Source organism: Mesorhizobium shangrilense, assembly GCF_040537815.1.
In the GTDB taxonomy this organism is placed as follows: Bacteria; Pseudomonadota; Alphaproteobacteria; order Rhizobiales; family Rhizobiaceae; genus Mesorhizobium; species Mesorhizobium shangrilense.
Genome location: NZ_JBEWSZ010000001.1, coordinates 2,329,853 through 2,349,236 on the forward strand (window position 1 = coordinate 2,329,853; position 19,384 = coordinate 2,349,236).

At 60.5% G+C, this 19,384-nt stretch carries 19 protein-coding genes, 1 tRNA gene and 1 pseudogene; 6 read left to right on the forward strand and 15 right to left on the reverse strand.

The annotated features are described in order from the left end of the window. Window positions 1–29 precede the first annotated feature (29 nt). Window positions 30–410 carry a DUF2147 domain-containing protein gene (locus tag ABVQ20_RS11825; protein ID WP_354459673.1) on the forward strand — a complete coding sequence of 127 codons (381 nt, stop codon included), beginning with the start codon at window positions 30–32 and terminating at the stop codon, window positions 408–410. A gap of 21 nt (window positions 411–431) precedes the next feature. Here the strand turns inward: ABVQ20_RS11825 and era are convergent, their stop codons facing one another. From era to rpoZ, 9 genes are all read right to left on the reverse strand, one after another. Continuing rightward, complete coding sequence (gene era, locus ABVQ20_RS11830) at window positions 432–1,364, reverse strand: GTPase Era (protein ID WP_354459674.1); 933 nt, start codon at window positions 1,362–1,364, stop codon at window positions 432–434. Beyond that, on the reverse strand, window positions 1,361–2,083 hold the full coding sequence (rnc, locus tag ABVQ20_RS11835) for a ribonuclease III (RefSeq protein ID WP_227349534.1): 723 nt from the start codon (window positions 2,081–2,083) through the stop codon (window positions 1,361–1,363). Before rnc ends, era begins: the two co-directional genes overlap by 4 nt. 3 nt (window positions 2,084–2,086) lie before the next feature. Further along, entirely contained in the window at window positions 2,087–2,836 is a 750-nt protein-coding gene (gene lepB, locus ABVQ20_RS11840; protein WP_354459675.1) for a signal peptidase I, read from the reverse strand. 78 nt (window positions 2,837–2,914) lie between these two features. Further along, on the reverse strand, window positions 2,915–3,328 hold the full coding sequence (gene acpS / locus ABVQ20_RS11845) for a holo-ACP synthase (protein WP_354459676.1): 414 nt from the start codon (window positions 3,326–3,328) through the stop codon (window positions 2,915–2,917). After that, on the reverse strand, window positions 3,325–3,921 hold the full coding sequence (locus tag ABVQ20_RS11850; RefSeq protein WP_354459677.1) for a DUF2062 domain-containing protein: 597 nt from the start codon (window positions 3,919–3,921) through the stop codon (window positions 3,325–3,327). Before ABVQ20_RS11850 ends, acpS begins: the two co-directional genes overlap by 4 nt. Before the next feature lie 257 nt (window positions 3,922–4,178). Beyond that, on the reverse strand, window positions 4,179–4,559 hold the full coding sequence (locus ABVQ20_RS11855; protein WP_354459678.1) for a VOC family protein: 381 nt from the start codon (window positions 4,557–4,559) through the stop codon (window positions 4,179–4,181). A gap of 13 nt (window positions 4,560–4,572) precedes the next feature. Next, window positions 4,573–5,151 (reverse strand): orotate phosphoribosyltransferase, encoded by a 579-nt coding sequence (gene pyrE, locus ABVQ20_RS11860; RefSeq protein ID WP_354459679.1) that lies wholly within the window; start codon window positions 5,149–5,151, stop codon window positions 4,573–4,575. Window positions 5,152–5,164: 13 nt separating this feature from the next. Beyond that, window positions 5,165–7,393 (reverse strand): RelA/SpoT family protein, encoded by a 2,229-nt coding sequence (locus tag ABVQ20_RS11865; protein WP_354459680.1) that lies wholly within the window; start codon window positions 7,391–7,393, stop codon window positions 5,165–5,167. Between the two features lie 111 nt (window positions 7,394–7,504). Beyond that, the gene (rpoZ, locus tag ABVQ20_RS11870; protein WP_354459681.1) at window positions 7,505–7,906 is read right to left on the reverse strand and encodes a DNA-directed RNA polymerase subunit omega; all 402 of its coding nucleotides are present in this window, start codon (window positions 7,904–7,906) and stop codon (window positions 7,505–7,507) included. Between the two features lie 295 nt (window positions 7,907–8,201). Here rpoZ and ABVQ20_RS11875 point away from each other — a divergent pair, with 295 nt between their 5' ends. After that, entirely contained in the window at window positions 8,202–8,783 is a 582-nt protein-coding gene (locus ABVQ20_RS11875) for a LabA-like NYN domain-containing protein (protein WP_354459682.1), read from the forward strand. An 11-nt stretch (window positions 8,784–8,794) separates the two neighbouring features. Continuing rightward, entirely contained in the window at window positions 8,795–9,457 is a 663-nt protein-coding gene (locus ABVQ20_RS11880; protein ID WP_354459683.1) for a uracil-DNA glycosylase, read from the forward strand. Window positions 9,458–9,545: 88 nt separating this feature from the next. Here the strand turns inward: ABVQ20_RS11880 and smpB are convergent, their stop codons facing one another. After that, entirely contained in the window at window positions 9,546–10,025 is a 480-nt protein-coding gene (smpB, locus tag ABVQ20_RS11885) for an SsrA-binding protein SmpB (RefSeq protein ID WP_354459684.1), read from the reverse strand. Window positions 10,026–10,050: 25 nt separating this feature from the next. Beyond that, complete coding sequence (dapA, locus tag ABVQ20_RS11890) at window positions 10,051–10,932, reverse strand: 4-hydroxy-tetrahydrodipicolinate synthase (protein WP_354462164.1); 882 nt, start codon at window positions 10,930–10,932, stop codon at window positions 10,051–10,053. A gap of 275 nt (window positions 10,933–11,207) precedes the next feature. On the opposite strand from dapA, the gene ABVQ20_RS11895 reads away from it, so the two are divergent. Both ABVQ20_RS11895 and ABVQ20_RS11900 read left to right on the forward strand, forming a co-directional pair. Further along, window positions 11,208–13,250 carry a lytic transglycosylase domain-containing protein gene (locus tag ABVQ20_RS11895; RefSeq protein WP_354459685.1) on the forward strand — a complete coding sequence of 681 codons (2,043 nt, stop codon included), beginning with the start codon at window positions 11,208–11,210 and terminating at the stop codon, window positions 13,248–13,250. 102 nt (window positions 13,251–13,352) lie between these two features. Continuing rightward, window positions 13,353–14,243, forward strand: coding sequence for an alpha/beta fold hydrolase (locus ABVQ20_RS11900; RefSeq protein ID WP_354459686.1), 891 nt, complete (start codon window positions 13,353–13,355; stop codon window positions 14,241–14,243). 57 nt (window positions 14,244–14,300) lie between these two features. Here the strand turns inward: ABVQ20_RS11900 and ABVQ20_RS11905 are convergent, their stop codons facing one another. The 3 genes from ABVQ20_RS11905 to ABVQ20_RS11915 all read right to left on the reverse strand — a co-directional run bounded on the left by ABVQ20_RS11905 (window position 14,301) and on the right by ABVQ20_RS11915 (window position 16,941). Next, entirely contained in the window at window positions 14,301–15,365 is a 1,065-nt protein-coding gene (locus ABVQ20_RS11905; protein WP_354459687.1) for a tyrosine-type recombinase/integrase, read from the reverse strand. Between the two features lie 244 nt (window positions 15,366–15,609). Further along, a complete protein-coding gene (locus ABVQ20_RS11910; RefSeq protein WP_354459688.1) occupies window positions 15,610–16,713 on the reverse strand; it encodes a porin in 1,104 nt (367 codons plus the stop codon). A 137-nt stretch (window positions 16,714–16,850) separates the two neighbouring features. Next, window positions 16,851–16,941: transfer RNA gene (locus ABVQ20_RS11915), tRNA-Ser, on the reverse strand. A gap of 471 nt (window positions 16,942–17,412) precedes the next feature. Between ABVQ20_RS11915 and ABVQ20_RS11920 the strand changes: the two genes are divergently transcribed. Continuing rightward, window positions 17,413–18,600, forward strand: a complete 1,188-nt coding sequence (locus tag ABVQ20_RS11920; RefSeq protein WP_354459689.1) for a porin — start codon at window positions 17,413–17,415, stop codon at window positions 18,598–18,600. Between the two features lie 455 nt (window positions 18,601–19,055). Here ABVQ20_RS11920 and ABVQ20_RS11925 read toward each other — a convergent pair. Then, window positions 19,056–19,312, reverse strand: a pseudogene (locus ABVQ20_RS11925) (transposase domain-containing protein); the annotation flags it as partial. Between the last annotated feature and the right edge of the window lie 72 nt (window positions 19,313–19,384).

Consider the following 19,384-nt stretch of genomic DNA (forward strand, 5'->3'; position numbering starts at 1 on the left):
ATTTTTCCAGACGTGGCGAAGAGGTTGGCATGAAAGCAAGGAAGATCGTTCTGGGGTTGGGCGTTCTCTGGCTGGCTGGTGCTGCTGTGGCTGCCTCGCAGCCTGACGCCAGCGGCATCTGGATGCGCGGCGATGGCAATGCAAAAGTGCGTATCGCGCCCTGTGGGTCCGATATCTGCGCAACCAATCTATGGATCAAGGATACCAGCGGTGGCGAATATGTCGGCGACAAACTGGTGATGTCAGTCAAGCCGAAATCCGCCGACACATTGGCTGGCAAGGCCTTCGATCCGAAACGTAACCTGACCTATTCGATCCAGGTCAAGGTCAGGAAGGCCAATCTCGTGACACGTGGCTGCCTTGTTAGCGGCCTTGTCTGCAAGAATGTCAACTGGTCGCGCGCCAACTGAGGCCTCGTGAGGCAGCCCGGCCTAGCGCGGGAACTCGAGCCCCATCTCGCGGTAGCGCTCGGGGTCGTCGCCCCAGTTCTCGCGCACCTTGACGAACAGGAACAGATGCACCTTCTGTTCAAGAATGCCCGCGATCTCCATGCGCGCGGCCTGGCCTATGGCGCGGATCGTCTCGCCCTTATGGCCAAGCACGATCTTCTTCTGGCTGTCGCGCTCGACATAGATGGTCTGGTCTATGCGCACTGAACCATCCGGCTTCTCTTCCCATTTCTCGGTCTCGATATGCGAGGAATAGGGCAATTCCTGATGCAGCCGGAGATAGAGCTTTTCGCGCGTGATCTCCGCGGCAAGCTGGCGCATCGGAAGGTCGGAAATCTGATCCTCGGGATAGTACCAGGGGCCGGCTGGCAGTGCTGCGGCCAGATAGTCGAGCAAGTCCTTGCAGCCGGAACCGGTCAGCGCGGAAACCATGAAAGTGCGCTTGAAAGGCACTTTCTCGTTGGCTGCCGCCGACAAGGCCAGCAGCGCCTCGTGCTTGACCCGATCGACCTTGTTGAGGATCAGCACCATCGGCTGGCGCACGTCCTTCAGCCGCTCCAGGATCGCGTCGGCGTCGCCTCGGATGCCACGCTCGGCGTCGATCAGCAGCAGCACGATATCGGCGTCCTTGGCGCCGCCCCAGGCGGTGGTCACCATCGCCGTGTCCAGCCGGCGCTTCGGCTTGAAGATGCCTGGCGTGTCGACGAAGACAATCTGCGCATTCTCATGCGTGGCGATGCCGCGCACGATCGCTCGCGTCGTCTGCACCTTGTGGGTGACGATCGACACCTTGGCGCCGACCAGTTGGTTGACCAGCGTCGATTTCCCCGCATTGGGCGCGCCGATCAACGCGACAAAGCCGGAATGCGTGGCGGCTGCTTCCGGTACGGGAGCAGCGTCTTCGGTTGCGGTCATGCAGCGCTTCCTTGATTAAGCCAGACGCCTTCGCGCACAAGCAGTGCCGCGGCAGCGGCTTGTTCGGCCTCGCGCTTGGAACGCCCGCTGCCAGTCGCCATCTGGAAAGCGCCGACCTTGACGCTGACGGTGAAGAGCGGATCGTGGTCGGGTCCCTCGCGGCTTTCGATCTTGTAGGCGGGCACGGCGGTTGCCGCCTGATGTGCCCATTCCTGCAGCTCGGTCTTGGCATCGCGGCGGGCAGCCCCGGTGGCTTGCGAGCGCGACTGCCAGTATTTGTGGATGAAGGCGCGGGCCGCCTCCAGGCCACCGTCGAGATAAAGCACAGCGATCAGCGATTCCAGTGCATCAGCGCGCAGATTGACGCGTTTGCGTCCGTCGAGGCCACGCACATCGGAGCCAGCACGGATCAGTTCGGGCAAGCCGATATCCTCGGCGATTTCCGCCAAAGCCTCGGCATTGACCAATGCGTTGAGCCGAACCGACAGTTCACCCTCAGCCGCGTCCGGAAACGCCGCCAGCAGCATGTCCGCGACAACAAGACCGAGAACGCGATCGCCGAGGAATTCAAAACGCTCGTAGTCGACCCCGGCATGGCTGCTGCGGGCGCTGGCATGTGTCAGCGCGCGCTGCAGCCGCTGGCTATCGGCAAATGTATGACCGATGCGCCGCTTGAGCTCATCGGCAAGTGCGTCCGCCGACAACCGCTTCGTGGCCATCACCTAGTTTACAAAATGGAACAGGCGCGAAGCACGCATCAGCGTCGGCCATTTCCAGATTTCGAGAGGGCTCGCCTTGCCGGCAATCGAGAAGAAAATAAGGTTGGCGCGGCCGACCAGATTTTCCGCGGGAACAAAGCCGACACTGAAGCGGCTGTCGCTGGAATTGTCGCGGTTGTCGCCCATCATGAAATAGTGACCTGGCGGCACATCGAATTCGCGGGTGTTGTCGCCGATCGAGTTCGGCGTCAGATCGAGCGTGTCATAGCTGACGCCATTCGGCAGAGTCTCGCGATAGACATCGACCGGACGGTTTGTCTCCGTGATGTCAGGATTGTCGATCTGGCCGGTTTTGGCCCGGGGCACGCCGACGCCATTGATGAAGAGCTGGCCGTCCTTCATCTGGATCTTGTCACCAGGCAAGCCAACCACGCGCTTGATGTAGTCGACGGACGGATCGGGCGGGAATTTGAACACCACCACGTCGCCACGCGTTGGTTCGGAACCCCAGATGCGGCCCGAAAAAATGTCGGGTCCAAACGGCAGCGAATAGCGCGAATAGCCATAAGACCATTTGGTGACGAACAGATAGTCACCTTCCAGAAGCGTCGGCCGCATCGACCCGGACGGGATGGAGAACGGTTGGAACAGAAGCGTGCGAATGACCAGCGCAAGCAGCAGGGCCTGGATGATGACGCTGACTGTCTCGCCAAGTCCGCCGGATTTCTTCTCTGATTTTTCAGCCACGCTCATGTCGTCCTCGATTGTGCGTTGGATGGTATAGAGTCTCGGCGCGCGCTGGGCAACGTCAATGCCGGCCGTCAGATGCAATCAATGTGGCGCTTCTTCGACCGGCAGGGCCTCAATGATCACAAAGGCTTGAGCGAGCGGGAAATCATCCGTGATGGTGAGGTGGATGGCGGCACTGTGCCCCTTCGGCAGGATATTCTCAAGCCGCGCCATCGCGCCACCGGTCAGCGCCATGGTCGGCTTGCCTCCCGGCAGATTGACGACGCCCATGTCTCGCCAGAACACGCCTTGCGCGAGCCCCGTGCCCAACGCCTTGGCGCAAGCTTCCTTGGCCGCGAAGCGCTTGGCATAGGAGGCGGCCCGAGCCCTGCGCCCTTCGGAGCGGGCCTGCTCGACCTCGGTATAGATGCGCTGGATGAAGCGCTGACCATGACGCTCCAGCGACTTTTCGATGCGTCTGATATTGATCAGGTCGCTGCCGATGCCAATGATCATCGTGCAGTGGAACCGATGCCGGCTGGATGGGACGGCTCTTTCGCCCGCGCCGACTTTTCGGCCAGTCGCTTGCGCCTCTGTTCGCGGAAGGCGATCATGCCCCAACGCGTGACGCCGTAGAACAGGAGGCCAAAAACCAGCCCAAGCGGCACCGCGCCGATCAGCATCGGCTTCAGGACAGGCCCCCACAATTGCGAAAATGAAAGGTGGTGCATCATCTCGCCCAAATGCGCGGGTGGACCATGCTGCGGAAGGCGATCGTGCAAAATGAGCTTGCCGGTTTCCCAAGACGCTCCCCACAACAGCGGAAACGTCAGCGGATTGCCGAAGAAAACCGCGCCGAGCGCCGCCGCCACAAGGTTGCCGGCGATCAGCCAGCACAACACGGCGGCAATCGCAAAGTGGAAGCCCACCGGAAAGAACGAGGCGAATACGCCCGCCGCGACGCCCGCCGCCACAGCGTGCGGCGTTGCCCTCAGCCGCAGGATGCGCTTCGAAAAATACTGGAGTGAGCGCGAGAAGGAGCGGCGTGGCCACAGATAGGTGCGGATACGCTCGATAGGCCCATCAGGTTTGCGGCGTCGAAAAAGCAATCTATTCCTGTTCCCGGCAGTTTACTGCACGCGCGCCGGTCATTTTTTCGACCGGACCCTGATCCTGCGCTCCACGGTCAACCAAGGGCAACCGCACCACTGATATAGCCCTACCCAACCCCAACAACAACTAAACGGCGTCCTCGCGGCACGCAGGTAGCAATAATTTTTTGTAAGGTTCGTCTATCCAAGATCGGATGATCGCGGCGAATTTGAGAAGAGGCTCCGATTTGTCATCGCAGCCGAAACCCAAGATGCTACGTCCGGTATTGGCTGACCTCGATAAGGTTGCCATCTGGATCCCGAAAATAGACGGACATCATCTGTCCTTGCGCACCGATGCGCTCGACCGGCCCAACCTCGACCACAACACCGCTGTTCGTCAACCTGGCCTGGACCTCGCTGAGCGGCCGGTCGGTGATCAGGCAGAAATCCCCCGAGCCTGGCGTCGGCGCGCTCGCCTTGGGCTCGAAGGTGCGTCCGAGTTCGTGCACATTGATCTTCTGGCTGCCGAAAGCCAGGGCCGTCGGCCGACCCGGCGCGTCGACGCGCTCGAAGCCGAGTACCCGCTGGTAAAAGTCGCAGGTGGCCTCGACAGAGCGAACCGTCAGCACGAAATGATCAATGCCGGCGATCACGTCGCCGCCTCCTTCAGATGTTGCGGCTGCCAGGCTTGATCGCCGGGATCGCGGCGAGTTCAGGCGGCAGCCGGTCGGCGGGATAGGCCGGAATTTCGTACTCGGCGAGCGCGATCAGCGGCACGCCGACATGGGTCTTGCCGGCCGAACGATCGATGATGCAGGCGGCGGCCACGACTTCGGCGCCGAGATCGCGCAGACAATCAATCGTCTCGCGGATCGACAGCCCGGTGGTGACGATGTCCTCGACGATGACAATGCGCGCACCCTTCGCGATCTCGAAGCGGCGCAGGCGGAACTCCCCGTCTTCCCGCTCGACCCAGATCGCCGGCACGCCGAGATGACGCGACGTTTCATAGGCCGGTATCAGCCCACCGATCGCCGGTCCGACCACATAGTCGATCTTGCCGGGCACTGCTGCACGGATCTTTTCGGCCAGCGCCTTGCACAGCCTCTCAGTCTTGTCGGCATGCATGAAGACCCGGGCCTTCTGCAGGAAGACGGGGCTTCTCAGACCTGATGTGAGGATGAAATGCCCCTCGAGAACCGCACCGGCCTCGCGGAAAATATCCAGCACCTCATCGGTCTTCATAGTCTCGTTTCCCTCATCCATTGACACGGCGCGCATCGCTGACGCTCGAATTGTCCTTGAGCTGCGACAGCAGCCGGTTCAGATGCTTCAGATCCCAGACTTCGAGATCAATCAACATCTCGGTGAAATCGGGCGCGGTGCGCACCATCGACAGCGTATGGATGTTGGCGTCGTTCGATGCAACGACCTGAGCAATGTCGGCCAACGAACCCGGTGCATTGATGGCGGTGACCGAGACACGCGCCGGAAACCGCTCCTTGGTCCGCTCATCAATGTCCCAGCGCACGTCGATCCAGCGCTCGGGCTGGTCGTCAAAGGCCTGCAGGGCCGGTGACTGGATCGGGTAGATGGTGATGCCGGTTCCCGGCTGGACGATGCCGACAATGCGGTCGCCGGGCACCGCCCCCTCCGGCGCGAAGCGCACCGGCAGGTCGCCGCGCACGCCGCGGATCGGCACGGCGCCGTCGCGCGGCTGGTCCTTGTCCTTGCGCGCGGCGCGCCCCGGAATCTGGAACAGCATGCCGGCGGCATTGCGGATCTTCGACCAGCCTTCCTCGCGCTGCTTGGGCGCGGCCGTGGTCACGCGCTCGTCCTTGTAGTCTGGGAACACAGCCTTCATGACATCGGTGGAGGCAAGCTCGCCACGGCCGACCGAGGCCAACACATCCTCTATGTCCTTGCGCGCCAGCCGGTGCAGAACCTGCTTGAGGCTCTCCTTGGTAAAGGTCTTGCCGGCCCGCTCGAAGGCGCGCTCGAGGATGCGGATGCCGAGGCCCGAATATTGCTTGCGGATGGCATTCTTGGTGGCACGGCGGATCGCTGAACGTGCCTTGCCGGTGACCACGACCGATTCCCACGCAGCCGGCGGCACCTGTGCCTTGGAGCGGATGATCTCGACCTCATCGCCGTTCTTCAGTTCCGTCATCAACGGCATGATGCGGCCGTTGACCTTGGCGCCAACGCAGGTGTCGCCGACATCCGTGTGAACGGCATAGGCGAAGTCGATGGGCGTGGCGCCACGCGGCAAGGCAATCAGCATGCCCTTAGGCGTGAAGCAGAACACCTGATCCTGGAACAATTCCAGCTTGGTGTTTTCGAGAAAATCCTCGGGATTGTCGCCTTCGGCAAGTTGCTCGATGGTACGCCGCAGCCAGGCATAGGCGTTGGTTTCCTTCGAGATCGCGTGGGCAGCGCCGTTGGTCTTGCCGCCGGTGTCCTTGTAGATCGAATGCGCGGCAACGCCGTATTCGGCGATCTTGTTCATCTCGCGGGTGCGAATCTGCAGCTCGACGCGCTGGCGCGACGGCCCAACGATCGTGGTGTGGATCGAGCGGTAGTCATTCTGCTTCGGCGTCGAGATGTAGTCCTTGAAGCGTCCGGGAACCATCGACCACGTGGTGTGGATGGCGCCAAGCGCGCGATAGCAGTCTTCGACCGACTCGACGACGACGCGAAAGCCGAAAATGTCGGACAGTTGTTCGAAGGACAGCGCCTTGGCTTCCATCTTGCGAAACACCGACCACGGCTTCTTCTGGCGGCTTTTCACGCTGGCCTTGAGCGCATGCTTTTCGAACAGCGCGGACAACGCCCTCTCGATCTCGGACAACACATCCTTGTTGCGCTCGAAGATTTCGGCAAGCCGGGCGGTGACGGCGCGATAGGCTTCCGGATTGATGAAGCGGAAGGCAATCTCCTCCAGTTCCTCGCGCATGCCTTGCATGCCCATGCGCCCGGCCAGCGGCGCATAGATGTCCATCGTCTCCTCGGCGATGCGCAGGCGCTTGGCCTCCGGCATATGGTCGAGGGTACGCATATTGTGCAGGCGGTCAGCGAGCTTGACCAGAAGGACACGGACGTCTTCCGAAATCGCCAGCAAAAGCTTGCGCAGGTTTTCCGCCTGCTCGGCCTTCTTGGAGACAAGGTCGAGCTTCTTGAGCTTGGTCAGGCCCTCGACCAGCTTGCCCATTTCCGGACCGAACAATTCGTCGATCTCGGCCCGTGTCGCGGTCGTGTCTTCGATCGTGTCGTGCAGCAAGGCAACCGCGATCGTCGCCTCGTCCATATGCATTTCGGTGAGGATGGCGGCGACTTCGAGCGGATGCGAGAAATAGGGATCGCCGGAGGCCCGCTTCTGGTGGCCATGCTTCTGCATGGCGTAGACATAGGCCTTGTTGAGCAGCGCCTCGTTAACGTCGGGCTTGTAGCGCTGGACGCGCTCGACAAGCTCATACTGACGCATCATGGGCGGAATCTCACAGGGCTGAAATGAATCATGCGCCGCACTGGTGTACGGCGCATGTCATAGATAGCCACGAAACTGCCGACGCGAAAGTGTCGGCAGCCCCTGCAAGGATCAATAGTCGTCGCTTTTTTCCGGCGGGACGAGGCCTTCGATGCCGGCCAGCAGGTCTTCCTCGGTCATGCGATCGAAGGTGACATTGTCCTCGGCTTCGTCGGCATCGGTTGCCGCAACGGCGCCGCCGGTCTGGTCGGCGATCGCCTCGCCATCGGCTTCCGGCTCGTCGACTTCGACATGCTTCTGCAGCGAGTGGATCAGGTCTTCCTTGAGATCGTCGGGCGACAAGGTCTCGTCAGCGATCTCGCGGAGTGCCACGACAGGGTTCTTGTCGTTGTCGCGCGGCACGGTGATCTGCGCGCCCTGGCTGATCTGACGGGCGCGGTGACCTGCCAAAAGCACCAGTTCGAAGCGGTTGTCGACCTTGTCGATGCAATCTTCAACGGTTACGCGGGCCATGAGCTGCCCCTTTCATGCGATGGATTTGATGGAAAACAGGCGCGGTCCATAACCCGAACGCCACGAAAATACAAGCATCATGGCAACGCCACGGCCATTGCCCCGCCGACGAGTGCTCCACACGGGCGATCTCGCGCCGATCACAATTACTTGCAATGGGCCACACGCCCTTGGAATGCCACCGAACTGGCGTTATTTCGAAACGATAGACGGCTGGGCAATTTATTACGAAACCCGGTTGGTAGTCGCGGCGTTTTAAAGAAATCAGCTTTTTTCCAAAAAAGGGATATTTTCCATGTTCGATCCTCGTGAAAAAATCGCCCTTTTCATCGACGGCGCCAATCTCTACGCCACATCACGCGCACTGGGCTTCGACATCGACTATCGCAAGCTTTTGTCGAGTTTCCAGAAACGAGGATATCTGCTGCGCGCGTACTATTACACGGCGTTGGTCGAAGACCAGGAATACTCCTCGATCCGTCCACTCATCGACTGGCTCGATTACAACGGCTTCAAGGTCGTCACCAAGCCGGCCAAGGAATTCACCGACTCGACCGGCCGAAGGAAAATCAAGGGCAATATGGACATCGAACTCACCGTCGATGCGCTGGAGCTTGCCGATGTCGTTGACCACTATGTCATCTTCTCCGGCGATGGCGACTTCCGCACGCTGGTCGAGGCGCTGCAGCGGCGCGGACGCAAGGTTTCGATCGTATCCACCATGGCCTCGCAGCCACCGATGATCTCGGACGATCTGCGTCGGCAGGCCGATCATTTCATGGACCTGATGACCCTGAAGAACGAAGTTGGCCGCGATCCATCCGAGCGCCCGGTGCGCCGGCCCGAACCCGCCGAGATCGACGAGGACGATTACTGAGGGCGCCGGCTTTGCCAGTTCCCCTGTCAGGTTCGCCCGAGCCAGATCGCAACTGTCCGCTCTGCCCGCGCCTGCACGACTTCATTGCCGAGTGGCGGCAGCGCGAGCCGTCCTGGTTCAACGGACCAGTGCCGACCTTCCTGCCGACCGAGGGGGAGAAGTCGGTCCAACTGCTGATCATCGGGCTGGCGCCCGGCGTGCGCGGCGCGAACCGAACCGGCCGCCCTTTCACCGGTGACTATGCCGGTGACCTGCTCTACAGCACGCTCATTTCACATGGCTTTGCACGCGGAGAGTTCAAGGCAAGGCCGGATGACGGGCTGGAGCTTGTCGGCACCGCGATCACCAATGCGGTGCGCTGCGTGCCGCCCGAGAACAAGCCGGTCGGTGCGGAGATCTCCACATGCCGGACCTTTCTGGTGCCGACGATCGCGCGATTCCCCAATCTGCGCGCCGTGCTGGCACTGGGCTCGATCGCCCATCAATCGACCGTGCGAGCACTTGGCCAGCGCGTCGCCGCCTATCCGTTCAAGCATGGCGGGCAGCTGGAGGCAGGCGGCATCACGCTTTTTTCCAGCTACCACTGCTCGCGCTACAACACCAATACCGGTGTGCTGACCGAAGAAATGTTCGTTAGCGTTTTCGGTAAGATAAAGGCATTTCTGCAGAGCTAGATTCGAACCCTGCCAGGGGCGGCGATAGGGCGATGCCGCCGAGGCTTGGCAATAGCGCATGGGCAGGCCTTCCAGCGAAGAGCCCTGCCTAGCCACGATCCTTGAGCAGACGGCCCTTCTCGCGCGACCAGTCGCGCTGCTTTTCTGACTCGCGCTTGTCATGCAGCTTCTTGCCGCGGCCGACGGCGAGCAAGAGCTTGGCCCTGCCCTGGTCGTTGAAGTAGATCTTCAACGGCACCATCGTCATGCCTTCGCGGTCGACGCTCTGCGACAGCCTGGCCATCTCGCGCTTGTTGAGCAGGAGTTTTCTGCGCCGACGCGGCTCGTGGTTGAAGCGGTTGGCCTGCAGATATTCCGGCAGATAGGAGTTGATCAGCCAGATCTCACCGCCTTCGACCGAGGCGTAAGAGTCCTGGATGTTGGCTTGGCCCTGGCGAAGCGACTTGACCTCGGTGCCGGTCAGCACCAAGCCGGCCTCGATCGTGTCGAGCACCTCATAGGAAAACCGCGCCTTGCGGTTCTCAGCAACGGTCTTGTTGTTGGGATCGGCTTTTCTGACTTGGTTCATGACATGGAGAGGTGGCGCCTCATCCCTAATTTATCAAGCCGGCGTGCTTCATCGCCGCATCGATCTTGTCGGCGGTCGACTGTTCGACCGTCATCAGCGGCGAGCGCAACACATTCTCGACCTTGCCGAGCTTCGACAGCGCGTACTTCGCCCCGGAGACGCCGGGCTCGATGAAGATGGCCTTGTGCAGCGGCAACAAGCGGTCCTGCAATTCCAGCGCCCTTGCGCTGTCGCCGGAGAGCGTCGCTTCCTGGAATTCGGCGCAGAGCCGCGGCGCGACATTCGATGTCACCGAGATGCAACCGACACCGCCATGCGCATTGAAGCCGAGCGCCGAAGCATCCTCGCCGGAAAGCTGGATGAAATCCTTGCCGCAGGTGGCACGCTGCTCTGAAACCCGCTCGACCTTGCCGGTGGCATCCTTGACGCCGATGATGTTCTTGAAGTCGTGCGCCAGCTGGCCCATCGTCTCCGGCATCATGTCGATGACCGAGCGCGGCGGGATATTGTAGATGATGATCGGCAGGCTGGTCGCCTTGGCGACCGCCGCGAAATGCGCGTAGAGGCCGCGCTGCGTCGGCTTGTTGTAATAAGGCGTGACCACCAGCGCGGCGTCGGCGCCCGCCTTCTCGGCATATTGCACCAGGCCAATCGCCTCTTCGGTGTTATTGGAGCCAGCACCGGCAACGACCGGGGCGCGGCCCTTGGCCACTTCGATGCACACCTTGACCACATGACGATGCTCGTCATGGGACAGCGTCGGCGACTCGCCGGTGGTGCCGACGGGAACCAGCCCCTTCGTGCCCTCATCGAGCTGCCAGGCAACAAATGCGCGAAAGGCTTTCTCGTCGAAACGGCCGCTCTTTTCGAACGGTGTCACGAGCGCGGTAAGCGAGCCTCTCAGCATATCGTCCAACTCCTTGGGACTTCTTTGTCTGTGCATGCCGTTGTCCCAAAACCGGTAACCACTTTTGGGCGACATGCATCGGTGTTTTATCGAGCGCCTTCTAGCCGAAAGCGAAGTGGCGCACCATAGTCTCGACACTGTTGCGCGGCAAGCATTGCCATGGTGCCAGCACGCGCAATTCGAACAGCCTCGATAACCTTTTGTTTACGGGCTCTTCATGACCTACATCTAGGCTTTGAGATGCCCCGCCTGCTGACGATTTATAAGGACGGACAATGCCGATCGGTCGGCCCCATTCATTTGCGTTGATTGGCGCTCTTGTCGCGCTGACGCCTGGCTTGGCGTTAGGCGGCAGCGTCGACGGGCAGGTGACATCGGCCATCCCGGTGCCCGCCTTACAGGATACAGTCCTGCCGGACAAAGGTCCCTCCCCGTCGCTGAATGTGGCCGCGTTGAAGAGCGGCCTCGACGCCCTGGCGGCAAACGACATTCCTAGAGCCCGCGCCGTACGCGACGGCTTGCCTGCCAATTCGCTCGATCATCATATCCTCGCCTGGGCGATAGCCCTCTATGGCGGCGACAAGGTGCCGAGCACCGACATTGCCGCCGCGGCACAGATGCTGCCGAACTGGCCGGGCACGATCGCCCTGCGCAAGAACAGCGAACGCGCGCTTTATCGCGAGAACCCCGCTCCACAGGCTGTGCTTCAGGCGTTCAACGGCAGCCAGCCGCAGACATTCGAAGGCGTGATGGTTCTTGCCCGCGCGTATGTATCGGTCGGCAATACCAAGGCGGCGCGCTCGGTATTGTCGCCGTTCTGGCGCACGGCGATGCTGGAAACCAAGGACGAGGCAGCGCTCATTCGCGAATTCGGCACGCTCATTCCGGCGGCCGATCATCGCTTTCGCATGGAGCGCATGTTCTATGCCGACCGGCCTGGTTCCGCGCAGCGGGTCGCGGCACTAGCGGGTGCCCAACAACTTGCCGACGCCTGGGCGGCGGCGGACAAAGGCGACAAGAACGCGCCAAAATTGCTGAATGCGGTGCCGATGGCGCAACGTTCGGCCGGCTATTTCTTTGCGCAGGCGGAGTATCTGCGCAAGCAAGATAAGTTTGCCGATGCCGCGGCGATGGTGATGAAGGCGCCGACCGACCGGGACGCCCTTGTCGACCCGGACGCCTGGTGGGTCGAGCGTCGGGTGCTGTCGCGCGAACTGGTCGACCAGGGCGACATGAAGACCGCCTACAAAATAGTCGCTGCGCATGCCGCCGAAAGCGCAGGCAATGCCGTGGACGCCGAATTCCATGCCGGCTGGTACGCGCTGCGCGGCCTGAATGACGCCAAGCTTGCCGCAACGCATTTTGCCCGCGTCGCCGATCTGGCTCAGGGGCCGATGTCGCTGTCTCGCGCCTACTATTGGCTCGGCCGCGCCGCTGAAGTCGGCGGTTCCGGCAACGCCGTTGATTACTTCGGCCGCGCGGCCACCTATGGCACGACATTCTATGGCCAGCTCGCCGCCGAGCGCGTCGGCCGGCGGGCACTCAACATCGTCTATCCGCAGCCGAGTGCGACCGATCGGCAGAATTTCGCCAACCGCGAAGCCGTCAGCGCCATCAAGCGACTGCAGGAGGCCGGTTATGACCGTTATGCGGAGACGCTCTACCGCGACCTCGCTGGCCAGATGAACAGCCCTGGGGAATTGGCGTTGCTTGCCGTGTTGGCGGAAAAGCAGGGCAATCATTTCATGGCGCTGAAAGTCGGCAAGATCGCCGGCGCTCGCGGCATCGACGTCGGGGCGCTCTCGCATCCGCTGGGAGTCATTCCCGATTCGGCAGATATTTCCGGTTCGGGCAAGGCGCTGGCCTATGCGATCGCTCGCCAGGAAAGCGAATTCAATGTCGGCGCCGTCTCAAGCGCCGGAGCGCGCGGGCTGTTGCAGCTTATGCCGGGAACCGCCAGGCAATTGGCGAAAAAGGCCGGATTGCAGTTTTCGCAAACACGGCTGACGAGCGATGCCGGCTACAATGCGACGCTGGGTGCCGCCTTCCTCGGCGAGCAGCTCGACCGTTTCAACGGCTCCTATGTGCTGACCTTTGCCGGCTACAATGCAGGCCCCAACCGGGCCGCCCAATGGTTGACGAAATACGGCGACCCGCGTGGCAAGGACGTGGATGCCGTCGTCGACTGGATCGAGCGGATTCCCTACACGGAAACAAGAAGTTACGTGCAGCGCGTGATGGAGAACTACGAAGTCTACAAGATGCGTATTTCCGGCAAGTACGACATCGTCGGCGACCTCGTGAACGGCCGCACTTGAGGCTTCCTTCCAGAGGGGGAGAAGGCAGAGCCTCGTCCATTTGACGATGCCTGCCCTCACCCGTTAGTTGTCCGAGTCAATCCAGCGAGGGACGGCAATCTAATGGCGAGCGACGAAGGTTTCTCCGACTTCTTCTACGCTGCGCCCGATGGGCTGAAGCTTCATGCCCGCATCTACGGCGAAACCAACTCCGATCATTTGCCAGTCGTGTGCCTGCCCGGCTTGACGCGCAACGCTCGGGATTTTCATGAGCTGGCGCACCATCTTTCGGCGCGCGCCGTGGTTCCACGCAAGGTGGTTGCCTTCGACTATCGCGGGCGCGGGCAATCGGCATACGACCCCGACGTCGCCAACTACAATGTCAGTGTCGAGGCCAGCGACATCCTTGCCGGGCTGGCGGCACTTGGCATCGAGGAAGCAGCGTTCATCGGCACGTCACGTGGCGGACTGATCATCCATGTGCTCGCAGCGATGCGACCAGAAGCGCTGAAAGCCGTTGTCCTCAACGACATCGGCCCGGTGCTCGAGGCCGGTGGGCTCGCCCATATCCGCTCCTATCTCGATCCTTCACCGAAGCCGAAAACCCTTGCCGAGGCAGTGAGCGCCCAGCGCAGCGTGCATGGCGGGGATTTTCCGGCGCTTGCCGATGCCGATTGGGAACGGATGGTGTGGGCGCTCAACCGCGAGACGCCTCAGGGACTGATGCCGGATTTCGACCCGAAGCTGCTCGAGACGCTGGCAGGCCTCGATCTCACGCAGCCGCTGCCTGCACTATGGCCGCAGTTCGAAGCGCTGGCGGCCACGCCCCTGCTTGCCATACGTGGCGCCAGCTCAAGACTGTTGTCCGTCGAAACGCTTGAGGAAATGGGCAAGCGTCACCTAACCATGAAGACGATCACGGTCGAGGGCCAAGGGCACGCCCCCTTCCTCGAAACCGGAAACCTGCCCAGCGCAATCGCGGCATTTCTTGATCGGGCCGAGACGCCCAACTAGTCAACACAAAGAGCCGAGGATCAATCCTGATCCCCGGTTTTGCACGTAACGGCAAATCTAGCCGGTCTTTGAACTTTTCCGAGCCGCCTTGGGTGAAGGCTTCTCCTCCACCGACCCGCTCTTTGTTTCCTGAGCTGCTGCAGTCGAAGAAGGCAGAGCGTGCTCCACGTCACTGTCAGGCCCCTTAAAACGGGGCGTTTCCAGAACGACGACGCAGCCGTCGAGGTCATTCGTGGCAAGATGGGCGTAACGCATGGTCATCGACAGCGTCTGGTGACCAAGCCACATCTGCACGCGCCTGATGTCGATGCCGCCCTGGACAAGACGCGACGCGCATGTGTGGCGCAGAATATGCGGTACCACCTGATCGTCGGCGCCGAGGCCGACTTCCGCCTTCGCATCGTTCCAGATGGTGCGAAACTGCGCCTGGCTGAGTTTGGTGAAAGGACCCTTGGGACGGCGGCCCTCGGTGGGCGGCAGCTTGATCACGTCCTTGACCCTGACAGTCATCGGAATGGTGCGGCTGCGGCCGGACTTGGTGATCCAGAAGCTGACGCGATGCTCCTGGATATCGTTCCAGATGAGACCGAGCGCCTCGCCGAGGCGGCAGCCGGTATCGACGAGAAAGACGGACAGCCGGTAGGCATCTTCGCTGCGGCTTTTTATGGCGGCGAAAAGCCGGGCTTCCTCGTCCTTCTCAAGAAAACGAATCCGCCCCGCCCGCTCCTTCTGGCGGCGGAACTCAGGCAGACTGTGGATATCCCCCATCTTGTAGGCCTTGCGCAGCAGTTTGCTGAGTGCAGCCATCTTCCGGTTGATGGTTGCGTTGCTGTTGCCGCGCTGGCGCAAGGTGCCGATAAGGTTATCCAGGGTACTCTGGTCAAAGGCGCTGAAACGCTCCCCAAGGAGAATCTCACCAATTTCGCCAACAAAAGAGCTGACATTGTACTTATGCCGTCCGTCGTCCCATAATATATCCCGATATGCTGAAAACAACTCTCCGACCGTGAACGACTTTACTTCTCTTATAGTATTATAACTATATTTAATTCTTGCGGATTGAGAAGAAAACATCGAAAAATGATCAGAGGCCTGCGCCTCTTGAACCGCTTCGTTTGACATTTTAATGCCACACCCCCGAGTGGATAGGTCAGCCCTAGCCGCTTGGAGGCGTCCTTTCAAGAGCTTTGATCACGCGATTGTGATTTCATCCGCCAGACAGCGGATCCCACGAAATCACTCCCACAGATCTGTTCAGCTACCGTTTACCCCCCGATCCTTGTGTTTGCCTTGGTCACATCGCGAGAACAAAACAGCCCGGGCGTTGAAGCGCCCGGGCTGGATTTAACTTGTTAGGAACCAGCCCTTAGAAGGAGCGCTGGAAGCGGAGGATGCCGCCGACGCTGTCTTTCTTGTCGGCGCCAAGCCAGTTGCCGCCGGGGACGGTCGGATCGCCAAATCCACCAAAATGGTTGTAATCAACTTCGGCCGTGACCGTGAAGCCGGGAACGATGTCGTAGGCAACGTTTGCCGCTACGCCGTAGTTCTTCTCCTGGTCACCCGACACCTGAAGGTTGAACGAGGTCTTCTCGTTGAACTTGTAGGTACCACCGGCCCAGAAAGCCCAATTGCCGGCCCAGAGCTTGTAGAAGTTACGGGCGCTATTGCTGTCGGAGCCATAACCGCCCATCACGAACAGCGAAAGCGCGCTGGAGACGTTCACGTCCAACCGGACCTTGCCCGAAACGTCTTCGAAGTTGCTGTCGTAACCGACAACGCCGGTGATTGCACCCCAGCCCTGCGTATACTTCACGCCGCCGACGATGTGCGGAACATAGCTATCGATGGTGAAGACGTCGTAACCTTCTTCCAGCGAGACAACCGCCGAGAAACCATTGCCAGCATCGAAGTAGTACTGGATGACGTTGGTGTCGAAGCCACCGTAGGGGACAATCGTGTCCTGGATGACGTTGCCGGCATAGCCGATGAACGTATCGTAAGCCGATTCGTCCTTACCGACGCGGAGACCACCAAGCTGAATCCAAGCAAAGTTCAGCGTCATGGACTTGTTGTAGGCTGCATTGCTATATGTTTTGTTACCGAAGTCAAAACGGGTCTCGGTGTAGGTCTTCAACGTGCCGAGTTCAGTTTCCTGGCCGGTCCAGGTCTTCAGCGAGAAGCGGGCAGTTTTCTTCCACGTATCCTGGACCTCATTATCCAAACGGTCTCTTGCCTTTGCGCCGTCAAGCGAGCCGACGTCACCGCCCCCGATGTCGTAACGGATATAGCCGCCGATGCGCAGGCAGGTCTCGGTGCCGGGGATGTAGAAGTAGCCAGCGCCGTAAACGTCGCAGATCTTGACGTATTCAGCGGGTTCCGGCTCGGCGACGACGACGGCGTCGGCGGCGCGCGCACCGGATACTGCGATCAGGGCCGCAGCGGAGCCGAGGAGAAGGCTCTTGATGTTCATTTTCTGACCTCCAGTCAGAATCGAACAGAATCGCGGTTTTTGACGGAGGCAGGACGCCGCAAAAAGTGCCGCGTTTCTGCCTATCATTTTGTTATTACGAGGAAATTTCTAGCCAGCGCGATGCTGCGAGGCAAAAGTGGCGGAGAGGATGGGATTCGAACCCACGAGAAGCTTTTGACCTCTACTCCCTTAGCAGGGGAGCGCCTTCGACCACTCGGCCACCTCTCCGTTGCGCCGCTGGATAAAGAAAAGCGCCGGCACAATCAACAAGCCCCAGCCATTATCTCGGAAAAAGAAGTCATTATCTCGGAAAAATATGGCGCTGCCGAACTGGGCTCTTCGACGATGCGGCGATTCTGCGGCAATTCCCTGGCTAACGACTCGAGCCATGCCCGCCGTTTCGGTGGGAATCGCCGGATTCGGCCACAATGTAAGAGACGAAAGGGGCCTGATGGTTAACAGGAGCTTTCTGAGTGAGGCCAAATCGTGTCATTTGTGCAACAACGCCCGCTGATAGCAGCCGTCCGGCCCTTCCGCCGATACGATCGTTGTTGAACGCCGCCGCCTCATGAGTAATGTCGGTCTCGAGGAAGCGGCGCGGTGCGCATCTTTTTCGGTAGTGGGGATGGGGCAGGGAACGCTGTCCTTCAGCAAAGAATACCCAGACCCGTTTTTTAACTTTTGACTGGAGGTCAGAAAATGAACATCAAGAGCCTTCTCCTCGGCTCCGCTGCGGCCCTGATCGCAGTATCCGGTGCACGCGCCGCCGACGCCGTCGTCGTCGCCGAGCCGGAACCCGCTGAATACGTCAAGATCTGCGACGTCTACGGCGCTGGCTACTTCTACATCCCCGGCACCGAAACCTGCCTGCGCATCGGCGGCTATATCCGTTATGATATCGGCGCTGGCGACGTCGGTTCGTTCGACGGTGCGCGCACTTGGGACGCGCGGACCGGCAAGGATCAGGGCACGTGGTCAAAGAACGCCCGCTTCACGCTGAAGACCTGGACCGGCCAGGAAACCGAACTCGGCACCTTGAAGACCTACACCGAAACCCGCATCAACTTCGGTAATAGCAACGGCTACGGCAGCACCGACGGCAAGACCACCGCCGGGCCTGGCACCGGTGGTAAGGTAGGCAATTACGCCGGACGTAAGCCTGAGGAGCTGCACTTCGCCTGGATCCAGCTCGGTGGTCTGCGCGTCGGTAAGGACGAATCGGCCTTCGATACGTTCGTCGGTTATGCCGGCAACGTCATCAACGACACGATCGTCCCCTACGGCGGCTTCGACACCAACGTCGTCCAGTACTACTTCGATGGCGGCAATGGCCTCTCGGCAGTGGTTTCGCTCGAAGAAGGTTATGGCAAATTCTCGATCGACAGCTATGTTCCGCATGTTGTCGGCGGCCTGAAGTGGACGCAGGGCTGGGGCGCGATCTCGGGCGTCGCCGCTTATGACGCCACCTATGACGAGTTCGCCGGCAAGGTTCGCTTGGATGTGAACGTGTCCAGCGCGCTGTCGCTGTTCGTGATGGGCGGCTATGGCTCCGACTCGCATCTCAATGACACGACCAATGCTATCTTCACGAATGGCCGTGGCATGTACAAGCTCTGGGCCGGCAACTGGGCGTTCTGGGCCGGTGGTACCTACAAGTTCAACGAGAAGACCTCGTTCAACCTCCAGGTATCGGGTGACCAGGAGAAGAACTATGGCGTGGCGGCAAACGTTGCCTACGACATCGTTCCCGGCTTCACGGTCACCGGCGAAGTGGACTACAACCATTATGGTGGGTTTAATGACGCTAGCCTCACCGGCGGCAACTGGGTCAACGCCAACAAGCTGAACAGCGTCGGCGGCATCCTCCGCTTCCAGCGCTCGTTCTAATAGATTTCGCTTCGTCGAAATCGAAACCCGGCGGGCAACCGCCGGGTTTTTATTGTTTGACGGGTTTACTTGACCGCGGCGATCCGCACGAAACGTAACCCGGCTACAGCGGCTACGATTCCGTGCGTCGACTGCCTGCTGTAGGTTTTTGGGGTGCGTGCCCCGCAGCCCTGCGCTCGTCGACGATATGCCGAAGGTTGTCGATGCCGTCTTTGATGAAGACGGCGATAGGTTCGCTTAATGCGGATGCGGCAAGGCCGTCCTAGGCGCCCAGGCAACCGTCTTTCGAGAACATCTCGATCGGGCAAGCGCGCAAAACGTCATCGTCCTCTTCGACCATCTCGAAACCATATTTGAGGCATTAAAGAGCCGAGTTGCGATATCCCATCGCCGGCCCGTTTGATTGTGAACCAGATCAGGCAGCCTTATGCGCTGGGGCCGCGAGGAAGCTCCAATTACGCGAGCAAGTCCGCGATCTGCGTGACCGGCGTGTCGGCGCTGCGGGTGAGGACGTCGGCAGGCCACGCCTGCGGATCGATACCATTGAGCTTGGTGCGGTGCTGATCGGCGTCGCCATGAAGGCTGCCCAATCGGCACCACGATCGGAGCCTGCAAATAGCCAAGCTTGCGCGTTCTGCCGTGTTGGTGAGGCAAATCGGCAAATCCGACCGTCGCCAAGGAAGGGCTGGAAGCCGTCCCAGCGCTTCAGCATTTAGATGTTTAGCGTCGGCAATGCGCGTTTCTTGCCGAGCTTGGAACCATACGCAGTCCAGCGAAAGTTTCG

What these genes read in the sequence shown, in the direction of transcription:
- ABVQ20_RS11825 (WP_354459673.1), top strand. Translation starts at nt 30, where the DNA reads ATGAAAGCAAGGAAGATCGTTCTGGGGTTGGGCGTTCTCTGGCTGGCT.
- era (WP_354459674.1), bottom strand. Translation starts at nt 1,364, where the DNA reads ATGACCGCAACCGAAGACGCTGCTCCCGTACCGGAAGCAGCCGCCACG.
- rnc (WP_227349534.1), bottom strand. Translation starts at nt 2,083, where the DNA reads ATGGCCACGAAGCGGTTGTCGGCGGACGCACTTGCCGATGAGCTCAAG.
- lepB (WP_354459675.1), bottom strand. Translation starts at nt 2,836, where the DNA reads ATGAGCGTGGCTGAAAAATCAGAGAAGAAATCCGGCGGACTTGGCGAG.
- acpS (WP_354459676.1), bottom strand. Translation starts at nt 3,328, where the DNA reads ATGATCATTGGCATCGGCAGCGACCTGATCAATATCAGACGCATCGAA.
- pyrE (WP_354459679.1), bottom strand. Translation starts at nt 5,151, where the DNA reads ATGAAGACCGATGAGGTGCTGGATATTTTCCGCGAGGCCGGTGCGGTT.
- ABVQ20_RS11865 (WP_354459680.1), bottom strand. Translation starts at nt 7,393, where the DNA reads ATGATGCGTCAGTATGAGCTTGTCGAGCGCGTCCAGCGCTACAAGCCC.
- rpoZ (WP_354459681.1), bottom strand. Translation starts at nt 7,906, where the DNA reads ATGGCCCGCGTAACCGTTGAAGATTGCATCGACAAGGTCGACAACCGC.
- ABVQ20_RS11875 (WP_354459682.1), top strand. Translation starts at nt 8,202, where the DNA reads ATGTTCGATCCTCGTGAAAAAATCGCCCTTTTCATCGACGGCGCCAAT.
- smpB (WP_354459684.1), bottom strand. Translation starts at nt 10,025, where the DNA reads ATGAACCAAGTCAGAAAAGCCGATCCCAACAACAAGACCGTTGCTGAG.
- dapA (WP_354462164.1), bottom strand. Translation starts at nt 10,932, where the DNA reads ATGCTGAGAGGCTCGCTTACCGCGCTCGTGACACCGTTCGAAAAGAGC.
- ABVQ20_RS11895 (WP_354459685.1), top strand. Translation starts at nt 11,208, where the DNA reads ATGCCGATCGGTCGGCCCCATTCATTTGCGTTGATTGGCGCTCTTGTC.
- ABVQ20_RS11900 (WP_354459686.1), top strand. Translation starts at nt 13,353, where the DNA reads ATGGCGAGCGACGAAGGTTTCTCCGACTTCTTCTACGCTGCGCCCGAT.
- ABVQ20_RS11905 (WP_354459687.1), bottom strand. Translation starts at nt 15,365, where the DNA reads ATGTCAAACGAAGCGGTTCAAGAGGCGCAGGCCTCTGATCATTTTTCG.
- ABVQ20_RS11910 (WP_354459688.1), bottom strand. Translation starts at nt 16,713, where the DNA reads ATGAACATCAAGAGCCTTCTCCTCGGCTCCGCTGCGGCCCTGATCGCA.
- ABVQ20_RS11920 (WP_354459689.1), top strand. Translation starts at nt 17,413, where the DNA reads ATGAACATCAAGAGCCTTCTCCTCGGCTCCGCTGCGGCCCTGATCGCA.